22 protein-coding genes and 1 tRNA gene are annotated in these 19,935 nt (G+C 57.9%); 10 read left to right on the top strand and 13 right to left on the bottom strand.

Annotated features, from left to right (window positions below; translation table 11 throughout):
• Window positions 1–206: 206 nt before the first annotated feature.
• On the top strand, window positions 207–1,022 hold the full coding sequence (gene suhB / locus E4P00_RS18220) for an inositol-phosphate phosphatase (RefSeq protein WP_005791195.1): 816 nt from the start codon (window positions 207–209) through the stop codon (window positions 1,020–1,022).
• A gap of 205 nt (window positions 1,023–1,227) precedes the next feature.
• Here the strand turns inward: suhB and E4P00_RS18215 are convergent, their stop codons facing one another.
• The 6 genes from E4P00_RS18215 to queA form a co-directional block, all read right to left on the bottom strand.
• The gene (locus tag E4P00_RS18215) at window positions 1,228–1,770 is read right to left on the bottom strand and encodes a glycine zipper 2TM domain-containing protein (RefSeq protein ID WP_005791197.1); all 543 of its coding nucleotides are present in this window, start codon (window positions 1,768–1,770) and stop codon (window positions 1,228–1,230) included.
• A gap of 124 nt (window positions 1,771–1,894) precedes the next feature.
• On the bottom strand, window positions 1,895–2,809 hold the full coding sequence (secF, locus tag E4P00_RS18210; RefSeq protein ID WP_032879600.1) for a protein translocase subunit SecF: 915 nt from the start codon (window positions 2,807–2,809) through the stop codon (window positions 1,895–1,897).
• A gap of 9 nt (window positions 2,810–2,818) precedes the next feature.
• Entirely contained in the window at window positions 2,819–4,687 is a 1,869-nt protein-coding gene (gene secD, locus E4P00_RS18205; protein WP_078822260.1) for a protein translocase subunit SecD, read from the bottom strand.
• Window positions 4,688–4,749: 62 nt separating this feature from the next.
• Window positions 4,750–5,088, bottom strand: coding sequence for a preprotein translocase subunit YajC (gene yajC, locus E4P00_RS18200; protein WP_003175975.1), 339 nt, complete (start codon window positions 5,086–5,088; stop codon window positions 4,750–4,752).
• 43 nt (window positions 5,089–5,131) lie between these two features.
• A complete protein-coding gene (gene tgt, locus E4P00_RS18195; protein WP_032803964.1) occupies window positions 5,132–6,247 on the bottom strand; it encodes a tRNA guanosine(34) transglycosylase Tgt in 1,116 nt (371 codons plus the stop codon).
• A 5-nt stretch (window positions 6,248–6,252) separates the two neighbouring features.
• Window positions 6,253–7,302 (bottom strand): tRNA preQ1(34) S-adenosylmethionine ribosyltransferase-isomerase QueA, encoded by a 1,050-nt coding sequence (queA, locus tag E4P00_RS18190; protein WP_248132394.1) that lies wholly within the window; start codon window positions 7,300–7,302, stop codon window positions 6,253–6,255.
• A gap of 108 nt (window positions 7,303–7,410) precedes the next feature.
• On the opposite strand from queA, the gene E4P00_RS18185 reads away from it, so the two are divergent.
• Both E4P00_RS18185 and E4P00_RS18180 read left to right on the top strand, forming a co-directional pair.
• Window positions 7,411–7,495 (top strand) — tRNA-Leu (locus tag E4P00_RS18185).
• 88 nt (window positions 7,496–7,583) lie between these two features.
• Complete coding sequence (locus E4P00_RS18180; RefSeq protein WP_032879596.1) at window positions 7,584–7,913, top strand: hypothetical protein; 330 nt, start codon at window positions 7,584–7,586, stop codon at window positions 7,911–7,913.
• Here the strand turns inward: E4P00_RS18180 and E4P00_RS18175 are convergent.
• Both E4P00_RS18175 and E4P00_RS18170 read right to left on the bottom strand, forming a co-directional pair.
• The gene (locus tag E4P00_RS18175) at window positions 7,884–8,522 is read right to left on the bottom strand and encodes a LysE family transporter (protein WP_005791208.1); all 639 of its coding nucleotides are present in this window, start codon (window positions 8,520–8,522) and stop codon (window positions 7,884–7,886) included. The two genes, E4P00_RS18180 and E4P00_RS18175, sit on opposite strands and share 30 nt — an antisense overlap.
• A 26-nt stretch (window positions 8,523–8,548) precedes the next feature.
• Complete coding sequence (locus E4P00_RS18170) at window positions 8,549–9,355, bottom strand: 2OG-Fe(II) oxygenase family protein (RefSeq protein WP_078822261.1); 807 nt, start codon at window positions 9,353–9,355, stop codon at window positions 8,549–8,551.
• Window positions 9,356–9,584: 229 nt separating this feature from the next.
• Here E4P00_RS18170 and E4P00_RS18165 point away from each other — a divergent pair, with 229 nt between their 5' ends.
• The gene (locus E4P00_RS18165; protein ID WP_005791214.1) at window positions 9,585–10,277 is read left to right on the top strand and encodes an NBR1-Ig-like domain-containing protein; all 693 of its coding nucleotides are present in this window, start codon (window positions 9,585–9,587) and stop codon (window positions 10,275–10,277) included.
• 8 nt (window positions 10,278–10,285) lie between these two features.
• Here the strand turns inward: E4P00_RS18165 and E4P00_RS18160 are convergent, their stop codons facing one another.
• The gene (locus E4P00_RS18160; protein WP_032879592.1) at window positions 10,286–10,921 is read right to left on the bottom strand and encodes a LysE family translocator; all 636 of its coding nucleotides are present in this window, start codon (window positions 10,919–10,921) and stop codon (window positions 10,286–10,288) included.
• A 156-nt stretch (window positions 10,922–11,077) separates the two neighbouring features.
• On the opposite strand from E4P00_RS18160, the gene E4P00_RS18155 reads away from it, so the two are divergent.
• Entirely contained in the window at window positions 11,078–11,449 is a 372-nt protein-coding gene (locus E4P00_RS18155; RefSeq protein ID WP_032879590.1) for a PH domain-containing protein, read from the top strand.
• 145 nt (window positions 11,450–11,594) lie between these two features.
• On the opposite strand, the gene E4P00_RS18150 is transcribed toward E4P00_RS18155, so the two are convergent.
• Window positions 11,595–11,828 carry a hypothetical protein gene (locus E4P00_RS18150; protein WP_032879588.1) on the bottom strand — a complete coding sequence of 78 codons (234 nt, stop codon included), beginning with the start codon at window positions 11,826–11,828 and terminating at the stop codon, window positions 11,595–11,597.
• Window positions 11,825–12,337, bottom strand: a complete 513-nt coding sequence (locus tag E4P00_RS18145) for a type VI secretion system amidase effector protein Tae4 (RefSeq protein WP_103734908.1) — start codon at window positions 12,335–12,337, stop codon at window positions 11,825–11,827. The genes E4P00_RS18150 and E4P00_RS18145 overlap by 4 nt, the downstream gene beginning before the upstream one ends.
• Before the next feature lie 227 nt (window positions 12,338–12,564).
• On the opposite strand from E4P00_RS18145, the gene E4P00_RS18140 reads away from it, so the two are divergent.
• Window positions 12,565–12,849 (top strand): barstar family protein, encoded by a 285-nt coding sequence (locus tag E4P00_RS18140; RefSeq protein ID WP_078822264.1) that lies wholly within the window; start codon window positions 12,565–12,567, stop codon window positions 12,847–12,849.
• A gap of 146 nt (window positions 12,850–12,995) precedes the next feature.
• Here E4P00_RS18140 and E4P00_RS18135 read toward each other — a convergent pair whose 3' ends face one another.
• The gene (locus E4P00_RS18135; protein ID WP_216092077.1) at window positions 12,996–13,370 is read right to left on the bottom strand and encodes a cytochrome c family protein; all 375 of its coding nucleotides are present in this window, start codon (window positions 13,368–13,370) and stop codon (window positions 12,996–12,998) included.
• Between the two features lie 30 nt (window positions 13,371–13,400).
• Window positions 13,401–13,832 carry a VOC family protein gene (locus E4P00_RS18130; RefSeq protein ID WP_078822266.1) on the bottom strand — a complete coding sequence of 144 codons (432 nt, stop codon included), beginning with the start codon at window positions 13,830–13,832 and terminating at the stop codon, window positions 13,401–13,403.
• A 180-nt stretch (window positions 13,833–14,012) separates the two neighbouring features.
• On the opposite strand from E4P00_RS18130, the gene E4P00_RS18125 reads away from it, so the two are divergent.
• From E4P00_RS18125 to E4P00_RS18110, 4 genes are all read left to right on the top strand, one after another.
• On the top strand, window positions 14,013–14,393 hold the full coding sequence (locus E4P00_RS18125; RefSeq protein ID WP_032879577.1) for a response regulator: 381 nt from the start codon (window positions 14,013–14,015) through the stop codon (window positions 14,391–14,393).
• Between the two features lie 194 nt (window positions 14,394–14,587).
• Window positions 14,588–15,202 carry a biliverdin-producing heme oxygenase gene (locus tag E4P00_RS18120; RefSeq protein WP_248132392.1) on the top strand — a complete coding sequence of 205 codons (615 nt, stop codon included), beginning with the start codon at window positions 14,588–14,590 and terminating at the stop codon, window positions 15,200–15,202.
• Window positions 15,199–17,427, top strand: coding sequence for an ATP-binding protein (locus E4P00_RS18115; protein ID WP_248132390.1), 2,229 nt, complete (start codon window positions 15,199–15,201; stop codon window positions 17,425–17,427). Before E4P00_RS18120 ends, E4P00_RS18115 begins: the two co-directional genes overlap by 4 nt.
• A gap of 445 nt (window positions 17,428–17,872) precedes the next feature.
• Window positions 17,873–19,774 (top strand): alkaline phosphatase D family protein, encoded by a 1,902-nt coding sequence (locus E4P00_RS18110; RefSeq protein ID WP_248132387.1) that lies wholly within the window; start codon window positions 17,873–17,875, stop codon window positions 19,772–19,774.
• Window positions 19,775–19,935: the final 161 nt, after the last annotated feature.

Genomic DNA, 19,935 nt, shown 5'->3' with positions numbered 1-19,935 from the left:
CCCCGCCGATATTGCCGGGATGACTGGTATTGACCAAGACGACACGAATGTTTTGCAGCAAGGGAGGCGCTCTCGGACACGGGAAAGGGGAGCAAATCTTACAGAACAGCCTAAGGTTATGCCATGAAAGCTAACGTCGTCCTTCACCTGAGGAAAGTTTCTGCTAGAATGCCCGGCTTTCTTTAACAACCTTAGGTGACACATCCATGCAGCCCATGCTGAATATCGCGCTGCGCGCCGCCCGCAGCGCCAGTGAATTGATCTTCCGCTCCATCGAGCGCCTGGATACCATCAAGGTCGACGAAAAAGACGCCAAGGATTATGTATCCGAGGTGGATCGCGCCGCCGAACAGAAGATCATCGACGCCCTGCGCAAGGCCTACCCTACCCACGGCATCCTCGGCGAAGAAACCGGCCTGCACAAAGGTAGCGGCGAAGGCGAAGACTACCTGTGGATCATCGACCCACTGGATGGCACCACCAACTTCCTGCGCGGCATCCCGCACTTTGCCGTGAGCATCGCCTGCAAATACCGTGGCCGCCTGGAACACGCTGTTGTGCTGGATCCGGTGCGCCAGGAAGAGTTCACCGCCAGCCGTGGCCGTGGCGCCCAGCTCAATGGTCGTCGCTTGCGCGTCAGCGGTCGCACCAGCCTGGAAGGCGCCCTGCTGGGCACCGGCTTCCCGTTCCGTGACGACCAGATGGACAACCTGGAAAACTACCTGGGCATGTTCCGCGCCCTGGTTGGCCAGACCGCCGGTATCCGCCGCGCCGGTGCAGCCAGCCTGGACCTGGCCTATGTCGCCGCCGGTCGTTTTGATGCATTCTGGGAATCAGGCCTGTCCGAGTGGGACATGGCAGCAGGCGCTCTGCTGATCCAGGAAGCAGGCGGCCTGGTGAGCGATTTCACCGGCGGTCACGACTTCCTGGAGAAAGGCCACGTGGTTGCCGGCAACACCAAATGCTTCAAGGCCGTACTGACGGCGATCCAGCCGCACCTGCCGGCTTCGCTGAAGCGTTAAGCGAGCGAGCACAAAAAAGCACCCCTAGGGGTGCTTTTTTTATGCGTGGGATTTAGCAAAAAACCAATTCCAACTGCTCAATACAATCCAATGTGGGAGCTGGCTTGCCTGCGATGACGGGCTGCCAACCAACTGATTAGTTGCTGACCCACCGCTATCGCAGGCAAGCCAGCTCCCACATTTGGATCGAAGCCAGGCCTGGGGATTACTGCTGGTTCTGACCCAGGATCAGACGACCTTCTTTGTCGACTGGAATCTGGCCGCCTGGATCACGCTCCATACGCACAGTCCCTTCCTTGCCATCCAGGTTGTAACGCACGTCATAACCGACAACCTTGTCGCTGATGTCGTTAACAGTGTTACAGCGGGTTTGCGTGGTGGTGTAGGTATCACGGTTCTGCATGCCTTCCTGAACCTTGTTACCGGCGTAACCGCCACCAACCGCACCGGCCACGGTGGCCAGCTTCTTACCATTACCGCCACCGATCTGGTTACCCAACAGGCCACCTGCAAGGGCGCCGACCACGGTACCGGCGATTTGATGTTGATCCTGCACCGGACGTTGCCGGGTCACAGTGACGTCCTTGCAGACCTCACGCGGGGTTTTGATCTGGGTTTTAACCGGCTGTACCGCCAGTACTTGCGCATACTCAGGGCCGCTTTTTACCAGGCTGTAGGTGGCAACAGCACCCCCGGCAGTCACACCGACAGCACCCAATACCGCACCAACCAGCAACGACTTGTTCACGTTGAACCTCCTGACCATCACAAACGGATCGAAAGATCCGCGCTATACCCAACCTTGGAGCAAAAAAAAAGGCGCGAGTTCAATACTCGCGCCCTTCTTGTAACAGCCGATCAACTAACGCCCATCAAGGGCGGTCGTCGACCTCCTTGCCAGTAGCAGCAGGAGGGATCAAGTCTTCGCTGTTGAGGTTGAGCCAGATCAGCACCACGTTGGCAATGTAGATCGACGAGTAGGTACCCGCCAGAACACCGATGAACAGCGCCAGCGAGAAGCCCCACAGGTTGTCGCCCCCGAAGATCATCAGCGCGGCGATCGCCAGCAAGGTGGAGATCGACGTCGCCATGGTCCGCAGCAGCGTCTGGGTGGTGGAGATGTTGATGTTCTCGATCAATGTCGCCTTGCGCAGCACCCGGAAGTTCTCACGAACCCGGTCGAATACCACGATGGTGTCGTTGAGCGAGTAACCAATGATCGCCAGCACGGCCGCCAATACGGTCAGGTCGAAGGTGATCTGGAAGTAGGCCAGGATCCCCACGGTCACGATCACGTCGTGGATCAGCGACACAATGGCGCCGACACCGAACTTCCACTGAAAGCGGAAGGCCAGGTAGATCATGATGCCGACCAGCGCCATCAGCATGCCGAGGCCGCCCTGGTCGCGCAGCTCTTCACCCACCTGCGGGCCGACGAACTCGACGCGCTTGACCGATGCCGGGTTATCGCCACCGACCTTCTGCAAGGCCTCCGCTACCTGGTGACCCAGTTGCGGGTCTTCGCCAGGCATACGCACCAGCAGGTCAGTAGTGGCGCCGAAGCTCTGCACCACCGCCTCGTGATAGCCGGCCTTGACCAGCTCATTGCGCACCAGGGTGACATCGGCCGGCTTCTCGTAGGTCAGCTCGATAAGCGTACCGCCGGTGAAGTCCAGCCCGTAGTTCAGGCCCTTATGGAACCAGCTGAACAACGCCAGAACGGTAAGGAGCACGGTGACGCCGAACGCAACGTTGCGAACGCCCATGAAGTTGATTGTACGTAACATGGCAGCCCCTTAAATCCACAACTTCTTGAAGTCACGCCCGCCAAAGATCAGGTTGACCATTGCGCGGGTCACCATGATGGCCGTGAACATCGAGGTAAAGATACCCAGGGACATGGTCACCGCAAAACCTTTGACGGGGCCGGTGCCCATGGCAAAGAGAATCCCGCCGACCAGCAAAGTGGTCAAGTTGGAGTCGAGAATCGCGGTAAATGCCCGGCCGAAGCCTTCGTTGATAGCACGCTGTACGGTCATGCCGGCGGCGATCTCTTCACGGATACGCGAGAAGATCAGCACGTTGGCGTCAACCGCCATACCCATGGTCAGCACGATACCGGCGATACCCGGCAAGGTCAGCGTCGCGCCCAGCAGCGACATCAGCGCCAGCAGCATCACCATGTTGCCCGCCAGTGCGACGGTGGCGATAACGCCGAAGAAGCGGTAGATGGCGATGATGAACAGCGACACGAACAACATGCCCCACAGCGCCGCATCCACACCCTTGGTGATGTTGTCGGCACCCAGGCTCGGGCCGATGGTACGTTCTTCAGCGAAGTACATCGGCGCCGCCAGGCCACCAGCACGCAGCAGCAGCGCCAGCTCGGAGGACTCACCCTGGCCGTTCAGGCCAGTGATGCGGAACTGCGCACCCAGCGGCGACTGGATGGTCGCCAGGCTGATGATCTTTTTCTCTTCCTTGAAGGTCTGCACCGGCACGTCTTTCTCGACGCCGTTGACCATCTGCTTGGTATAGGTGGTAACGGGGCGCTGCTCGATGAAGATCACCGCCATGCTGCGACCGACGTTGCTGCGCGTGGCGCGGCTCATCAGCTCGCCACCGTGACCATCCAGGCGGATGTTCACTTCAGGGGTGCCGTGCTCGCCGAAACCAGCCTTGGCGTCGGTCACCTGGTCACCAGTGATGATCAAGCCACGCTCGATCAACGCAGGAGGACGATTGCCCTCGCGGAACTCGAACTCTTCGGAGGTCGCACGAGTGGCACCCGGATCAGCTGCAAGGCGGAATTCCAGGTTGGCGGTTTTACCCAGGATACGCTTGGCTTCAGCAGTGTCCTGTACGCCCGGCAACTCAACCACGATACGGTTGGCGCCCTGGCGCTGCACGATCGGCTCGGCCACACCCAGCTCGTTGACGCGGTTACGTACCGTGGTCAAGTTCTGCTTGATCGAGTACTCGCGGATCTCGGCGATCTTGGCCGGGCTCATCGCCAGGCGCAACACAGCCTGACCATTCAAGTCGGCCGGAACGATGTCGAAGTCATTGAAATTCTTGCGGATCAGCGCACGGGCCTGCTCGCGGGAAGCTTCGTCAGCGAAACCCAACTGGATGGCACCGTTGAGCTGCGGCAGGCTGCGATAACGCAGTTTCTCTTTGCGCAGCAGGCTCTTCACGTCGCCTTCATAGACTTTCAGACGCGCGTCGAGGGCCTTGTCCATGTCGACTTCCAGCAGGAAGTGCACGCCACCGGACAAGTCCAGGCCCAGCTTCATCGGGTGCGCGCCAATGCTGCGCAGCCATTGAGGCGTGGTCTGTGCCAGGTTCAATGCAACGACGTAGTCGTCACCCATGACCTTGCGTACAACGTCCTTGGCCGGCAATTGGTCTTCTTGCTTGGTCAGGCGCAACAAGCCGCCTTTGGAACCAGCTGCCAAGGTTGCCGCTTTAACCTGGATGCCCGCGTCAGTCAGCGCTTTGCTAGCGCGTTCCAGATCAGCCTGATTGACCTGCAGCGAAGTGCTGGCGCCAGAGATCTGGATCGCCGGGTCATCAGGATAGAGATTGGGAGCGGAATAAATAAAACCGATCGCCAGCACCGCCAGGATCAGTACGTATTTCCACAGAGGGTATTTGTTCAGCATCACGCCGCCCGCTTATAACGCGGGGCGCCTTGCGCGCCCCGTCGATTGGTAAAGGTTGTTACTTAGATCGCTTTGAGCGTGCCCTTAGGCAGCGTGGCGGCGATGGCGCCCTTCTGGAACTTCATTTCTACGGTGTCGGAGACTTCCAGTACCACGAAAGCATCGGAAACCTTGGTGATCTTGCCGGCGATGCCGCCAGTGGTCACGACTTCGTCGCCTTTTTGCAGGCTGCCCAGCAGGTTTTTCTGCTCTTTGGCGCGCTTGGCCTGTGGACGCCAGATCATCAGGTAGAAGATGACCAGGAAGCCGACCAGGAAAATCCACTCGAAACCACCGCCCATAGGGCCGGCAGCAGCAGGCGCAGCGGCGTCAGCCATGGCGTTAGAGATAAAAAAGCTCATTTAGCACTCCAGTTGCAAATAGTGAATCTTAGGGTCGGAAAACTCAGTCCAAGGGCGGCACAGGGAGCCCGCGCTTGGCATAGAAGGCATCGACGAAGGCGGCCAATGTACCCTGTTGAATAGCCTCGCGCAAACCAGCCATCAGGACTTGGTAGTGACGCAAATTGTGGATGGTATTCAACATGCTACCCAGCATTTCCCCGCACTTGTCCAGATGATGCAGATAGGCACGGGAGAAGTTCTGGCAGGTGTAGCAGTCACAGGTGGGATCCAGCGGCGAATCATCATGGCGATGGAACGCGTTACGGATCTTGAGCACGCCTGTATCGATGAACAGATGCCCATTGCGGGCATTACGGGTTGGCATCACGCAATCGAACATGTCCACACCGCGGCGCACACCCTCTACGAGATCTTCCGGTTTGCCAACGCCCATAAGGTAACGAGGTTTGTCAGCGGGCATCAGGCCCGGCAGGTAGTCGAGCACCTTGATCATTTCGTGCTTGGGCTCGCCCACCGACAAACCGCCGATGGCCAGGCCGTCGAAGCCGATCTTGTCGAGGCCTTCCAGCGAGCGTTTACGCAGGCTTTCGTGCATCCCGCCCTGGACAATCCCGAACAGCGCCGCGGTGTTGTCACCATGGGCGTTCTTCGAGCGCTGGGCCCAACGCAGGGACAGCTCCATGGAGATGCGCGCTACGTCTTCGTCAGCCGGGTACGGCGTGCATTCGTCGAAAATCATCACGATGTCGGAGCCCAGGTCACGTTGCACCTGCATCGACTCTTCCGGGCCCATGAACACCTTGGCACCGTCCACCGGCGAAGCGAAGGTCACGCCCTCCTCCTTGATCTTGCGCATGGCGCCCAGGCTGAACACCTGGAAACCACCGGAGTCGGTGAGGATCGGGCCTTGCCACTTCATGAAGTCATGCAAGTCGCCATGCTTCTTGATCACTTCCGTGCCCGGGCGCAGCCACAGGTGGAAGGTGTTGCCGAGGATAATCTCGGCACCGGTAGCGACGATGTCGCGCGGCAACATGCCCTTGACGGTGCCGTAGGTGCCGACCGGCATGAACGCCGGGGTCTCCACGGTGCCGCGCGGGAAGGTCAGGCGACCGCGACGGGCCTTGCCGTCGGTGGCCAACAATTCAAACGACATACGACTCATAGTTGTTCCTCTGGGCCGCGTGGCGCCGGGTTACGGGTGATAAACATCGCATCACCGTAGCTGAAAAAACGGTACTCGTTGGCAATGGCGGCCTGGTAAGCAGCCATGGTTTGCGGGTAACCGGCAAATGCCGACACCAGCATCAACAGCGTGGATTCGGGCAAATGGAAATTGGTGACCAGGCAATCAACCACATGGAATGGCCGGCCCGGGAAAATAAAGATATCAGTGTCACCACTGAACGGCTTGAGCACGCCATCACGCGCCGCACTTTCAAGTGATCGTACGCTGGTGGTGCCCACAGCCACTACTCGCCCGCCGCGCGCCTTACACGCATTGACCGCGTCCACGACGTCCTGGCTGACCTCCAGCCATTCGCTGTGCATGTGGTGGTCTTCGATGTTCTCCACACGCACCGGCTGAAACGTACCGGCCCCCACGTGCAGGGTCACATAGGCCGTCTCGACGCCCTTGGCGGCAATCGCATCCAGCAGCGGCTGGTCGAAATGCAGCCCGGCAGTCGGCGCCGCTACAGCGCCGAGGCGCTGTGAGTACACCGTCTGATAGCGCTCGCGGTCCGCGTCTTCGTCGGGGCGGTCTATATAAGGAGGCAACGGCATATGGCCGATGCGATCCAGCAACGGCAGCACTTCTTCGGCAAACTTGAGCTCGAACAACGCATCGTGGCGCGCAACCATCTCGGCTTCGCCACCGCCATCAATGAGGATGCTCGAACCCGGCTTGGGCGACTTGCTGGAGCGCACATGGGCCAGCACACGATGGCTGTCCAGCACCCGCTCCACCAGAATTTCCAGCTTGCCGCCGGAAGCTTTCTGGCCGAACAGCCGCGCCGGAATCACCCGGGTGTTGTTGAAAACCATCAAATCGCCCGGGCGCAAATGCTCAAGCAAATCAGTGAATTGACGGTGTGCGAGGGCACCGCTGACCCCGTCCAGGGTCAGCAGTCGACTGGCGCGACGCTCGGCCAAAGGGTGGCGAGCGATCAGCGAATCAGGGAGCTCAAAAGTAAAGTCAGCAACGCGCATGATGGGGTTCGTCTAGCAGGGCCGGGAAGTCTAGCGGAAATAGTGAAAATAGACCATGAAACGTGATTGACCAACGGTAATCTCATCTCTATACTTCGCCGCCATTGAGCCCTGATGGCGGAATTGGTAGACGCGGCGGATTCAAAATCCGTTTTCGAAAGGAGTGGGAGTTCGAGTCTCCCTCGGGGCACCATCTTAAAGAAAGACCTTGAAATTCAAGGTCTTTTTTTTCGCCTGTGAAAAAGTGCCGGGCGTGGCAGTGGGGGGGGGTTAGCGAGACCATGGAATTGATGCTTGAAGCGGTTGCACTGTTCGCCCTGAAGCTGGCGCATGAAACCGAGGACGGCAGCCCGCTGCTGCGCGATGATCCTGCAATGGATGGCTATGAACGCGAAGTGTTTGGGTTGTTGGTGCGCCAGGGAAACCTGGCTGAGATCCAGTTGAAGCTCGATGAGTGCATCACCCAGGCGTTGATTGCATTGGGTGGAGCGGACAGCGTGCTCGGGCGTGAATTGCTAAAGCTATCCACCCCTGTGCAAAACATCTCTCACCTTGATGAGTTGATCTGTCCGCTGACCGTTCTAAAGGGCTATCTGAAAGATGTGCAATGAATCGGTGATCAGCATAACGGCCAGGTACACCATCAATACCGCCACCCCTGCATCCAGCCAACGCCAGACCGCTGGCTTGCGAAACAATACTGTCAGCCGCTGACAGCACAGCGCCAACACCACAAACCACACGAGTGATGCCGTCATGGCGCCTGTCGCGAACAGTGCCTGTTGGCCCGCAGGTTTCGTGGCCCCGATAGAACCAATCAGCACCACGGTATCCAGCCATGCATAAGGGTTGGCAAAGCCGAGTATGACCGCCGAGCGCAACAGCCCTCTTTGCGAATTGCCGCCTTGAGCATCCGGCATGGACTGATCCCGGATACAAGCCAACAGACGCTGGCCACCAAACCAAAGCAGATAGGCTGCTCCGGACAATAGCAATAGCGCCATCACCTCAGGCCGACTTCCCAATAACGACCCTAAACCCGTGACCCCGAAAGCGATCAGGAAAATATCGGCCAATACGCAAATGGCGACAACGCCCCAGATCGGCCCGCGACCGACACCTTGGCGGATCACCAGGGTGTCTTTCGGGCCTGGGGCGGCGAACAGTCCGATGCCCAAGAGCAAACCTTCGATGTAAAGGGCATTGAAGTGAGGAAACATGGACTGTTCGAGCCCTCCAGGACTATTTAGCGCAGTTGAATCGGCTGATTACCGAAACCGGTATGACGAGCATTCACCGTGCTGCCCAGGTCAAGGGGTTTCTGGCGGTAAAAGGTCGTCAGCAACTGATCCGGATTGGGGTTTGCAAAGTAAATCAATGAGCTTCTGGCGACCGGTTTGCTGGGTGCAAGTACAGCATGGTAGGCGGCAGGCACGGCATGATCGGAGAGCTCTGTCAGCAAGGAGCCCGCCAGCACCGCAACCTCGTTCTCCAGAAGGCGTACAGGTTCCAACGATCGTCCCTTCATCAAGACCAGCCCTTCGCGGGTAGGCTTGATAAACGAAAGCATATGCCCGTCTTCATGAGGGTCTTGAGCAAATTTACGAGAATGGTCTTTGGCCTGTGGACCGTAGACACACAACTGGATATACGATGCCGCGCGAAAGGGGGCCAAGGGTGCCACGCCAAATTCCTCGCAAATGCCATCCATCACCCCTTGGGCCAACTCGCTCATCTGTCGTTCAAAACTGCCGACTGCGGCAACGAAAGTACTTCGGGTGAATTCGAAAGCGGTTCTTTTTGAAGCGTGCGCGGGCCAGTAACAAAACCGCTCGCACAGGTCAGGGTGATCCTCGGCAAGGGAGTACTCGGCGCCAAAAGGGAAAAACCCATCCGTGTCCTGGGCAAAGGAAAATTCATCCTTGATGGCCTGGGGAATGGCCGAATACCCATCGATGATCTTTTTGTAGTCCTGCAACATCGCATCAGGAATTTGCAGGATGCCAAAGCCTGATCGGGCTATGGATTCGCAGCATGCTTTAAATTGAGACATAGCTATACCCAAAGATAGTTGTAAAGGAATGCAACACACACTAGGTTCGCAAGCATGCGAGAAACCGCGACACTGGATATAGCCAAACAGAAAGGGACCGATCCATGTCCTTCACAACGGCGCTAGCAGGTTGCGAGTGTGCAGGACTCACTACACGTAACGGCGAGCAAGTTGTCCTTTTTGGCGAACAAGATGATGATTTTTCAAGGACGGGGATCAACGTACGGATATGAGCATCAAAACCCGCGACACACTCCGAGCACTGGTCGTACGACGCAGCCGGGAACTGGGCAAATCCATGACAACCCTGGCCAAGGAAGCCGGTATTTCGCGTACCTATCTTTACGGATTAGCGGGTGGCATTTCACAGGATCCCTCGGTACGCACCCTGATCAAACTGGCCAAGGCGCTGCAGGTGTCCCCGCTATTGCTGTTCCGCTACTTCGCCGATTTGGCAGGCGCACCGGTCGATACCCATTCAATGGCAACCACCAACCGAGCCATCGGCCTGCATGATCTTGGCGACATTGTGGTGTTTAACGCCGACGTCACCACGCCCGACCAAACCGTCGTGCTGCCTGGCGAAACGTTTCAGAAAACCTGGGAGATCCAGAACGTCGGTACCCGCCCCTGGCGCGGTCGACGATTGGTTCGAGTGGACGGTGAATACGTCATCGCCCGTCGCACGGCTACAGGCGAGCCCCTGGAAGTGGTGATGGACAGCCACCTGCGCAGCCTTAACAACGAGGTACCGATTGCCGAAACCCTGCCCGGCCAACCGGTGCATATCACCGTAGAGTTTGGAGCGCCGAAAGAGACCTGCACGGTCACTTCGATATGGCGTATCGAAGATGAACACGGGCGCCCCTGCTATGGACCTGCATTCATCCTGCATGTGATTGTCAACGTCATGGCTCGCTGAAAGCAGCCTTATTTGCGCCCTTCCACCGCCATCCGTACTGCCAACCCCATCAACACTGACCCCATCACCCAGCGCTGCACCACCTGCCACCCCGGCCGAGTCACGAAGAACACCGCGATGGAGCCGGCCATACAAGCAATCACCGCATTGACGCTGACGCTGATGAAAATCTGCAGAGAGCCCAACACCAACGATTGCAACAGCACGCTGCCATGGCCGTTCGGTTCAATGAACTGGGGCAGCAGCGACAGATACATCACCGCCACCTTGGGATTGAGCAGGTTGGTCACCACGCCCATGGTGAACAACTTGCGCGGGCTGTCCTTGGGCAAGTCCCGCACCTGAAACGGTGAACGCCCGCCCGGCTTGACCGCCTGCCACGCCAGGTACACCAGATACAGCGCACCGCCGAACCGCAGCACGTCGTAGGCAAGCGGCACCGCCATCACCAGCGCGGTGATACCCAGCGCCGCGCACACCATATAGATCAAAAAGCCCAGCGCCACCCCGCCAAGTGAGATCAGCCCTGCGGTGCGCCCCTGGCAGATCGAGCGGGAAATCAGGTAAATCATATTCGGCCCGGGCGTGAGCACCATGCCGAGTGAAATCAGGCCGTAGGCAAGCAAGCTGGATATATCGGGCATTGTTTAGCTCCTGGATTTCTATGCTGCCGGCGTAAAATCCTTCGCCAGCACTGTAGTGTTACGCGCCATGCTAGAGCCTTGCAGGCTCAGCCGTTAGATACAGATCCGCGAGCAAAACGCCATACACCAGCGGCACCCTTCAACCAGGACAGGCACATGATCGACTTCAACAACAAAGGCTTCTTCAAGCTCAAACAAAACAACGAATACGCCGAACGCGTTTCGGCCCTGCTGATGGACGGCGAAGAAGTGGTCGACGCGTACAAGGCCATGCGCGACGGAGTGGTCTTCACCACCAAGCGCATCATCGCAGTGAACGTGCAGGGGATTACCGGCAGCAAGAAGGACTTCACTTCGCTGCCTTACAAAAACATCGTGGCGTATTCGGTGGAAACGTCAGGGACGTTTGATCTGGATTCGGAGCTGGAGATTTACTTTTCGTCGCTGGGGAAGGTGAAGTTCGAGTTCACTGGGAAAACCTCGATTGTGGAGATCTCGCGGCTGATTTCAAAGCATCTGCTGACCTGAACCTTGGGCAAAAAAAAGACCTTGGCGCACCAAGGCCTTTTTTTGCCTACACGATTCAACAGATGTACCAGATCATAATGTGGGAGGGGGCTTGCTCCCGATTGCGCCCTCCCATGAATACATGATCCGCCGAACACTTGAAAACTCACACCCCACGCCTGCGCAAATATCTGCGATACCAACCCACTCCCAGCAACACCGTAGCCAGCATCACAACCCCATTACCCACCAACCAAAATCCAAAATTTCGATTCTGTTGCGCATCCCCCTCATAAAACGGCCCGAAATAAGCCGACACTGCCACAACCAATCCGTTAAACACCGTCAGCGCCACCACAACCATCCCGATCACAAAGAGCACGCCCTTAACCACCTTCATATGACTTTCCAAAACCATATCTCCCTGGACTCGTGATAGTCCGAGAACGTCCCCTCAATCGAAAACCCCAACTGAATACGCGGATAACTCAGCCAATTCGTCAACCGCCGCCCATTCCAAAGGTCAATGTGGTCACCACTGCGATTGCCAGACGTCTCATTCCCTCGGCGCCAAAAGTCTTTGAAAAAGATAATGCCTTGCTGCCCCGCCAACACCTCTTCGAAATCCTCAGGCTTTATCTTCTTCGGGCGCTGCAAACCGGGGATATTCGCGTCACTTAGAGCTTTGGCCATCTCCTCAGCTGCCAACACATGGCCCTCACTCTTGGCATGCTGCCAACAATAGCGCACACCTCTCAACCTGCTCAGGTCGGCGCCTGACCTGCGCAGTGCTACGCCCAGGTTAATGGCGCATTGGTCACTGAAATTTTTGGCGCCGTTGGTTCTACAAGGGGCGGCGTCTCCGAAGATTTCCGGATGGTTTTTCCATAGGGAGTTGAACGTCAGCATTAAGCGCTTCCATCGCGTATTTTTCACACGAACGTAGCAAACGCTTTGCCGCTAATACTGAGGTCAGGCGCAAATCAGAACGGTCCTACTTGCGTGTAGGCTTTGGATGCAGGCCAAGGCTCATAATGTTAATGAAAGGCCTAAAATCACGTGCTGTGAAACATGAGGACGGGTGCATTTGTCCTGGTTATATTCAAGGCGCCTGTAAATCAGCAAATGGTGCACAAGTGACCCGATCATCCATCATCAAAATAGACCTGAGCCGCATCCAAAACCCCAAAGAACTTCACGCCACACTGTGCACTTCACTCAACTTCCCCAACTGGTATGGCCGAAACTGGGATGCCTTTTGGGACGCCATCAGCGGCTTGGTAGAAATGCCGGAGACGCTTGAGTTTTCTGGCTGGGATATTTTTTCAGAGCACCTACCCCACGATGCCAAGATGCTGCGGCAGTGCTTGGCTGAGCTTGCGACCCATTACCCGGAGCTTGCGTCGCGGGTTCGCTATTGATGCTTGAGCCTAATGACAACCGACGGCGATACCTTAAGCCGAACCCAGTTCAATGTGGGAGCCTGCGCTTAACTGACTGGCATGACGGCAAGCCCCGCCACCTTCTGATCGCGTTGTGCCCGGTGGTAGCCGTCAGCCTGGGCAGCTCACTTGAGCTGGAATGTATCTAAGTACGCCAGGATATTTTCAATCTTCTGCGGATCACTGATCCCCCAGAAAATCATCCGCGTCCCACTTACCACCGATTTCGGGTCTTCGATGTAGGCCGTCAGTTTGTCCCGCGTCCAAACCACTCCCGAATTCTTCATCGCATCCGAATACTGATAGTCCGGGGTCGTACCGGCAGGCCGGCCAATAATGCCGTTCAGTTGCGGCCCAAAACCGCCGCGCGCACCTTCACCGATGCTGTGGCAGCCGCCGCAGGTCTTGGTGAAGAGTTTGCCGCCCGCTTCGGCGTCGCCAGCTGCAAACGCGGGTGCAGCGACAACGGTGAGGGCGAGAGTCAATAACACGTACTTCATCAGGGTCTCCCTATGGGTTATTGCCGTCAATTATGCCTGCTTGAACGGCCGCTCCCCCAGCCGTTCCACCAGGCGCACCAGATAACCGTCCGGGTCTTGCACGATGAACTGGCGCTGCCCGGCCTCTACGTCGCCCGCGCGGTACCAGGCATCCTCGACGTTACGGAACAACGGGCGGCCGATCTCCGACAGGCGCCGCAAGATAGGCGCTACGGCAGGCACGTCGATTTGCAAGTTGATGCCACGCCCGAAAGGCTGCTGCAAGGGCGCGGTCAACCACTGCCCGGCGTGCGGCTCGTATTGTTCCAGCATGATTTGCGCACCGTGCAGGTCGAGGTAGGCAAAGCCTTCTTCAGCGCGCTGATAGGCGATGCCGAAACCCAACTGGTCAACCCAGAATGCCAGGCTGGCACCGAGGTGGGTAACGATGAGTTCTGGCACGAGGGGATTACGCTTAAACATGGCATTCCTTGGACGTCGCAGTGGCGCTTACCTTAACGGATTATCGTGCTGACGGCGTGGGGCAAGACCACATGCTGGAACCAGCCGAATGACCACCCATCGTTTAAAAAACATCCAATCGAACCTATATACCCAACCCCCACTCCACCTTACTGAACCCCTGATGGTGGAGTAAGGATCATGGCTCAGCCATCGATTTTAGTATTGGAAGACGACGAGATCATTCGGGCGTTAATGGTGGATGTGCTGGAGGATTTCGGTGCGGTGGTGACTTCATTCCCTTCGGCGGATGAAGGGATGATTTATCTGGAGCGGGGCGACGACCCTGTGGACTTGATTGTCAGTGATATTCAAATGCCCGGCCTGCTCAATGGCTACGACTTGAGCCGCGTAGTGGCTCATCGCTGGCCTGAGGTGCAGGTGGTGCTGACTTCCGGCAATACGAAGATCGCCACTCAATTGGGCAGCTCGGTGCGGTTTCTGCCTAAACCATGGAGCACCGATCACTTGCTTGAGTGCGTGCAAACGGCGTTGACCCAGCAGGGACCGCCCATGCATTGATAGCGTCGCGATATCATCCGGACCGAACTCGTGGCGTGCCGTGGGGTCATTTGGAATACAGGGAGCGACTTTTCTGATCCACTGGTCAGCCTTTTCGCTTCTTGCGCTCAGCTGACGACAACGAGTTGTGTAGAATTGTCGCCCATTTTCATGCGTCATTCCTGGCCGAGAGGCCCACAGTTCGAGCTCATTGAATGCACTCACAGGCCCATGACGTTGGTGCGCCATCCTTGCTGGAAACGTTGCGCACGGGTACCGGCCTGTTGCATGTCGCGTTGGAAAAGCGTTTGCCGTTTTTTTCCGAACGCCTGGATGCCCAGTGGTATCGGCGATTGCTGCAGGCGTACTACGGTTTTTATCAACCCATGGAGGCGGCGCTGTACGACGGTGGCCTGATTCCAGATGGAATTGACATTGCATCACGTGTGAAAACGCAGACGCTGGTCAACGATCTGCGCGCCCTGGGCCTGGATAGTCCCACCCTCGATGCCCTTCCCCGCTGCACCCAACTCCCCGCGCTGGACACTCCTGCCGCTTGCCTCGGCGCCCTGTATGTACTGGAAGGTGCAACGCTCGGCGGCCAGGTATTACGCCGGGAGATGGCGTCACGCCTGGCGATCGAAGCCGACAACGGCGGTGCGTTTCTCGATGTCTACGGTGCCGAGACCGGCCGGCGCTGGAAAGACTTTCTCGACTACCTGGCTCATCAGCCACTGGATGCGAGCGCTCGAGCGCGCGCAGTGATGGCTGCCCGGTCCACTTTCAGCGGCTTTGAGCAATGGCTCGAACGCCAGGAGGTACTGCTATGAAACCCGAAGATTTTGAAGAGCTGCTTGCCAACTGTGCCGACGAGCCCATCCGCTTCCCCGGGGCAATCCAGCCTCATGGCGTGTTGCTGACGCTGTCGGAGCCTGAGCTGAACATCATTCAGGTCAGTGCCAACGTCGGCACCTTGTTCGGCCACACGCCCGAGGCCTTGTTGAATCAACCGTTGCACACGTTGATTGGCAGTGAACACGCTCAGGTGGTGCAGTCGATGGCCGAGCACAATACCTTTATCGACGCCCCACCCCTGCATGTCACGCTCAACGGTGCTCAGTTCGAAGGTTTGCTGCATCGTCATCAGAACGTGCTGGTGTTGGAATTCGAACCCTTGCTCGCGGATTTCAAACCCCAGGTACGCAATGGTCTCACCAGCAACCTGAGCAAAATGCTGCAACGCCTGCAATCGGCCAAGACACTGCAAGCGCTGTACGCCATCAGCGTGGATGAAATCCAGGCCATGACCGGTTATGACCGAGTGCTGATCTATCGCTTCGAAGACGAAGGCCATGGTCAGGTAATCGCTGAAGCCTCGGCGCCGGCCATGGAATTATTCAACGGCCTGTTCTTCCCCGCGTCCGACATCCCCGAACAAGCCCGTGAGCTGTATCGCACCAACTGGCTTCGGATCATCCCGAATGCGTCCTACGAACCCGTACCGCTATTGCCAAAATTGCGCCCGGACACCGGCCAACCGCTGGACCTGAGCTTCGCTACCCTGCGCAGCGTGTCGCCGATTCACTGCCAATACATGCAGAACATGGGCGTGTTGTCGTCCATGAGTATTTCGCTGATGAAGGGCGACAAACTCTGGGGCCTGATCAGCTGCGGCAACCGCGAGCCGCTGCTGGTGCCGAACGATCTGCGTATGACCTGCCAGACCATCGGTCAGGTGCTGTCGTTGCAGATCAGTGCCATGGAAGCCTTGGAGTTAAGCCGCCAGCGAGAGGAGAAAGTCGAAACCCTGGCGTTGCTTGATCGGGCGATGAAAGCCAGCGACGACAATGTGTTCGACAGCCTGGCCCACTACGGTAAAAAACTGATGGACCTGACCTTGTCGGGCGGTGTGGCGATCATCGAAGACAAGCAGTTGCACCGTTACGGCAACTGCCCGGAACCAGCGCAAATCCGGGCGCTGCACAAGTGGCTGCAAACGCTGGGCCAGCCGGTATTTTCCAACCACAACCTGGCTTCGGTGTACCCACCGGCCGCCGAGTATCAGGCGGTGGCCAGTGGTGTGCTCGCCATGAGCCTGCCCAAGCCTGTGGATAACGGTGTGTTGTGGTTTCGCCCGGAAGTCAAAGAGAACATCAATTGGAGCGGTGACCCGAGCAAGCCGCTAAATCTGGAAACCTCTGACACTGGCCTACGCCTTCGCCCACGCACGTCGTTTGAAATCTGGAAAGTGGAAATGGCCGGCATTTCCACCAAGTGGAGCCACGGCGACCTGTTTGCCGCCAATGACCTGCGCCGCTCGGCCCTGGAGAATGACTTGGCCCGCCAGGTGCTGCGCGAACAACAAGCGGTGCGTGCCCGAGACGAGTTGGTCGCAGTGGTTTCCCACGACCTGCGCAACCCGATGACAGTCATTTCCATGCTCTGCGGCATGATGCAGAAAGCCTTCAGCTCCGACGGCCCACACACCTCACGGCGGATTTCCTCGGCCATCGACACCATGCAACAGGCCGCCGGGCGCATGAATGTGCTGCTGGAGGACTTGCTCGACACCTCGAAAATCGAAGCCGGACGCTATGTGGTCAAGCCGGTTGCGCTGGACGTCAGCCAGATATTTGAAGAGGCATACTCGCTGCTGTCGCCACTGGCCTCGGAAAAAGGTATCGACCTGTCGTTCAACGCCGAGCCTGGCCTGCAGATCAGCGCCGACCCGGAGCGCTTGTTCCAAGTGCTGTCGAACCTGATCGGCAACGCCATTAAATTCACCCCCCGCCAGGGCAACATCGGTATCAGCGCCATGAGCAACGGCGAAGAGATCGTGTTTTCGGTACGCGATTCCGGTGAAGGCATTGCGCCGGATCATTTGCCCCATGTGTTCGACCGCTATTGGACCCAGTCCGAGAACAATCCCACCGGCAGCGGGCTGGGGCTGTATATCACCCAGGGGATTGTCCAGGCCCATGGTGGTCGGATCGAAGCCGACAGTGAATTGGGGCGCGGCAGTGAATTCAGGTTTACGGTGCCTAAGCCTGCTTGAGACACACCAAATTCCTGCTAGCCAAACATATGGTTACCTATGGCCGGGAACGAAAAACCCGGCCAACTCCACTCAATCAGTGCGCACTCAAAGGGAGTATTGATGCGACAACAGTCCTCCAATTGAGTAAGGGGTTTTACCATGATCATCGGTAGTTCATTCCACAGCTACAACATCGAGCGTGCTACACAGAACACTCAGTCCCCAGTCAATCCTACGCAAACATCTTCGCCGGTTGCCAGCAACCAACAGGAACAAAATACGCAACCAACAAAACGTAAAGATTCAAACCTGGATTCCCTTGGAAAGGGCCAAGTGCTTTAACTTTAAAGCGTTACGAGTCACCAGCGATAAGTGCAGCGCCCTGCGTTGCACTCTGTTGACGAAACACTGACATCCTCTGCGTTACCCTCTCCAGTTCAACTTGGTATGAGCTGCATTATTCATGCATCAACCCGACACCCTGCCCGCCGTCATCGCCGGCCCCCTGCTACGGCGCCTGGAGCCGCAACGCCTGGTTATCTGGTTGGTGGGCAGTCGTGCCCTGCCACTGTGCTTGAGGCTGCAATTACCCCAGGGCGAGACGCTGAATATCCCGCTCGATGCAACGCACTGCCAAGTCGTGCCCGTCGGGCGCCATGCCGTTATCCACTTGATCGATGTAGCGCTGAGCGACGCTCTGCCCCAGGACGAGGTCATCGGTTACGACCTGATCGTCGACGGCATCGGCATCGCACAATGGGCGCCGCACTTGCTGTATGCCGACGCCACAACGCCGAGCTTCGTGCTGCATAGCCGCATCAACCACTTGGTACATGGCTCCTGCCGTAAACCCCATCACCGTGCAGATGAAGGTTTGTTGTGCGTCGACCGCCTGTTGGCGCAGGCCCGCACCCCGCTCGAACGCCCCGCCTTGCTGATGATGAGCGGCGACCAGGTCTACGCCGACGATGTCGCCGGGCCCATGCTGCGGGCCATCCATGCGCTGATCGCGCACCTGGGCCTGTTCGACGAGTTCCTGGAGGGCGCCGTGGTAGACGACAGCGTCAGCCTCTATGGGCATCGCGCCAGCTATTACCACCGCGCCGACCTGCTTCCGGCGCTGGACAGTAACGAGACCCTGCGCGAACGCTTTTTCGGCGGCGTGAAGAAGCCGATCTTCACCAGCAGCACCGCTGACAATCACCTGGTGACCTTCGCCGAAGTCATCGCGATGTACCTGCTGGTCTGGTCGCCCACCCCGTGGACGCTGATCACACCACGACCGCCGCAACTGAGCGCGCAAGAACAACTGCGTTATGCCCGCGAACAAGTGCAGATCGATCAATTGCGCACCGGCTTGCCGGGGGTAGCCCGGGTGTTCGCCCACTTGTCGACGCTGATGATCTTCGATGATCACGACATCACCGACGATTGGAACCTCAGCGCTCAGTGGGAGCAAACCGCCTACGGCCATCCCTTCTCCAAACGCATCATCGGCAATGCCTTGCTGGCGTACCTGTTATGCCAGGGCTGGGGCAACCAACCCCAGGTGTTCGGCGAACTGCTGACCCAGACCCAGGCACTGACTGGCCAGGCGCAGGGCAATCATCTGGACGCTGCTGCCCAGGATGATCTGCTGGAGGCGCTGCTGAAATTCCAGCAATGGCATTACGTTTTGCCCACCACCCCTGCCCTGGTGGTACTCGATACCCGTACTCGGCGCTGGCGCAGCGAATTTACCCTCAAGCAACCTTCCGGCCTGCTGGACTGGGAAGCCTTGAGCGAACTGCAACAGGAGCTGCTCGACCATCCGTCGGCCATTATCGTCTCGCCTGCGCCGATCTTTGGCGTCAAGCTGATCGAAACGGTGCAAAAGGTCTTCAGTTGGTGCGGCTTCCCACTGCTGGTGGACGCCGAAAACTGGATGGCTCATCGCGGCGCCGCCCAAGTGATCCTGAACATCTTCCGCCACTCGCGCACGCCCGGTAACTACGTGATCCTCTCCGGCGATGTGCATTACTCGTTCGTCTACCAGGTGCTGATCCGTCACCGCAACGGCGGCCCGAGGATCTGGCAAATCACCAGCAGCGGCATCAAGAATGAGTTCCCGCCGCGCCTGCTGGAATGGTTCGACCGTCTCAACCGCTGGCTGTATTCCCCACGCTCGCCGCTTAACTGGTTTACCCGCCGCCGTACCATGCAGGTAGTCCCGTATATTCCGGACCATGCCGAGGCGGGTGAGCGGCTGTGGAATAGCGCGGGAATTGGCCAGGTGTTTTTCAATGAACAGGGCCAGCCGGATGAGATTTACCAACACAACGCGGATGGAAAGCCTCGAACAAAGATGCTGGCGCCCGAACCATAGCCAAACGCCACTATCCGAAAGCAGCACATCCGCCCTATTCAAACCGTGCAAGCAGCGAGGTAGAGTAGCGCCAGCCACGGAGTATCGGCGTCACCAATAATAACTGGCCCCTAGGGGGCGTTCTCAATTAGTTTCCCCGCCGCGTTGTCGCCTTAAAGCGG

This window comes from Pseudomonas sp. B329, from assembly GCF_023127835.1.
In the GTDB taxonomy this organism is placed as follows: Bacteria; Pseudomonadota; Gammaproteobacteria; order Pseudomonadales; family Pseudomonadaceae; genus Aquipseudomonas; species Aquipseudomonas synxantha_A.
Note: the sequence above shows the minus strand (reverse complement) of the source record. Positions and strands in the feature narration are given on the sequence as shown.

Coding starts and splice junctions, on each gene's coding strand:
- suhB (WP_005791195.1), top strand. CDS start 207: ATGCAGCCCATGCTGAATATCGCGCTGCGCGCCGCCCGCAGCGCCAGT.
- secF (WP_032879600.1), bottom strand. CDS start 2,809: ATGTTACGTACAATCAACTTCATGGGCGTTCGCAACGTTGCGTTCGGC.
- secD (WP_078822260.1), bottom strand. CDS start 4,687: ATGCTGAACAAATACCCTCTGTGGAAATACGTACTGATCCTGGCGGTG.
- yajC (WP_003175975.1), bottom strand. CDS start 5,088: ATGAGCTTTTTTATCTCTAACGCCATGGCTGACGCCGCTGCGCCTGCT.
- tgt (WP_032803964.1), bottom strand. CDS start 6,247: ATGTCGTTTGAATTGTTGGCCACCGACGGCAAGGCCCGTCGCGGTCGC.
- queA (WP_248132394.1), bottom strand. CDS start 7,302: ATGCGCGTTGCTGACTTTACTTTTGAGCTCCCTGATTCGCTGATCGCT.
- E4P00_RS18180 (WP_032879596.1), top strand. CDS start 7,584: ATGGAATTGATGCTTGAAGCGGTTGCACTGTTCGCCCTGAAGCTGGCG.
- E4P00_RS18175 (WP_005791208.1), bottom strand. CDS start 8,522: ATGTTTCCTCACTTCAATGCCCTTTACATCGAAGGTTTGCTCTTGGGC.
- E4P00_RS18170 (WP_078822261.1), bottom strand. CDS start 9,355: ATGTCTCAATTTAAAGCATGCTGCGAATCCATAGCCCGATCAGGCTTT.
- E4P00_RS18165 (WP_005791214.1), top strand. CDS start 9,585: ATGAGCATCAAAACCCGCGACACACTCCGAGCACTGGTCGTACGACGC.
- E4P00_RS18160 (WP_032879592.1), bottom strand. CDS start 10,921: ATGCCCGATATATCCAGCTTGCTTGCCTACGGCCTGATTTCACTCGGC.
- E4P00_RS18155 (WP_032879590.1), top strand. CDS start 11,078: ATGATCGACTTCAACAACAAAGGCTTCTTCAAGCTCAAACAAAACAAC.
- E4P00_RS18150 (WP_032879588.1), bottom strand. CDS start 11,828: ATGAAGGTGGTTAAGGGCGTGCTCTTTGTGATCGGGATGGTTGTGGTG.
- E4P00_RS18145 (WP_103734908.1), bottom strand. CDS start 12,337: ATGCTGACGTTCAACTCCCTATGGAAAAACCATCCGGAAATCTTCGGA.
- E4P00_RS18135 (WP_216092077.1), bottom strand. CDS start 13,370: ATGAAGTACGTGTTATTGACTCTCGCCCTCACCGTTGTCGCTGCACCC.
- E4P00_RS18130 (WP_078822266.1), bottom strand. CDS start 13,832: ATGTTTAAGCGTAATCCCCTCGTGCCAGAACTCATCGTTACCCACCTC.
- E4P00_RS18125 (WP_032879577.1), top strand. CDS start 14,013: ATGGCTCAGCCATCGATTTTAGTATTGGAAGACGACGAGATCATTCGG.
- E4P00_RS18120 (WP_248132392.1), top strand. CDS start 14,588: ATGCACTCACAGGCCCATGACGTTGGTGCGCCATCCTTGCTGGAAACG.
- E4P00_RS18115 (WP_248132390.1), top strand. CDS start 15,199: ATGAAACCCGAAGATTTTGAAGAGCTGCTTGCCAACTGTGCCGACGAG.
- E4P00_RS18110 (WP_248132387.1), top strand. CDS start 17,873: ATGCATCAACCCGACACCCTGCCCGCCGTCATCGCCGGCCCCCTGCTA.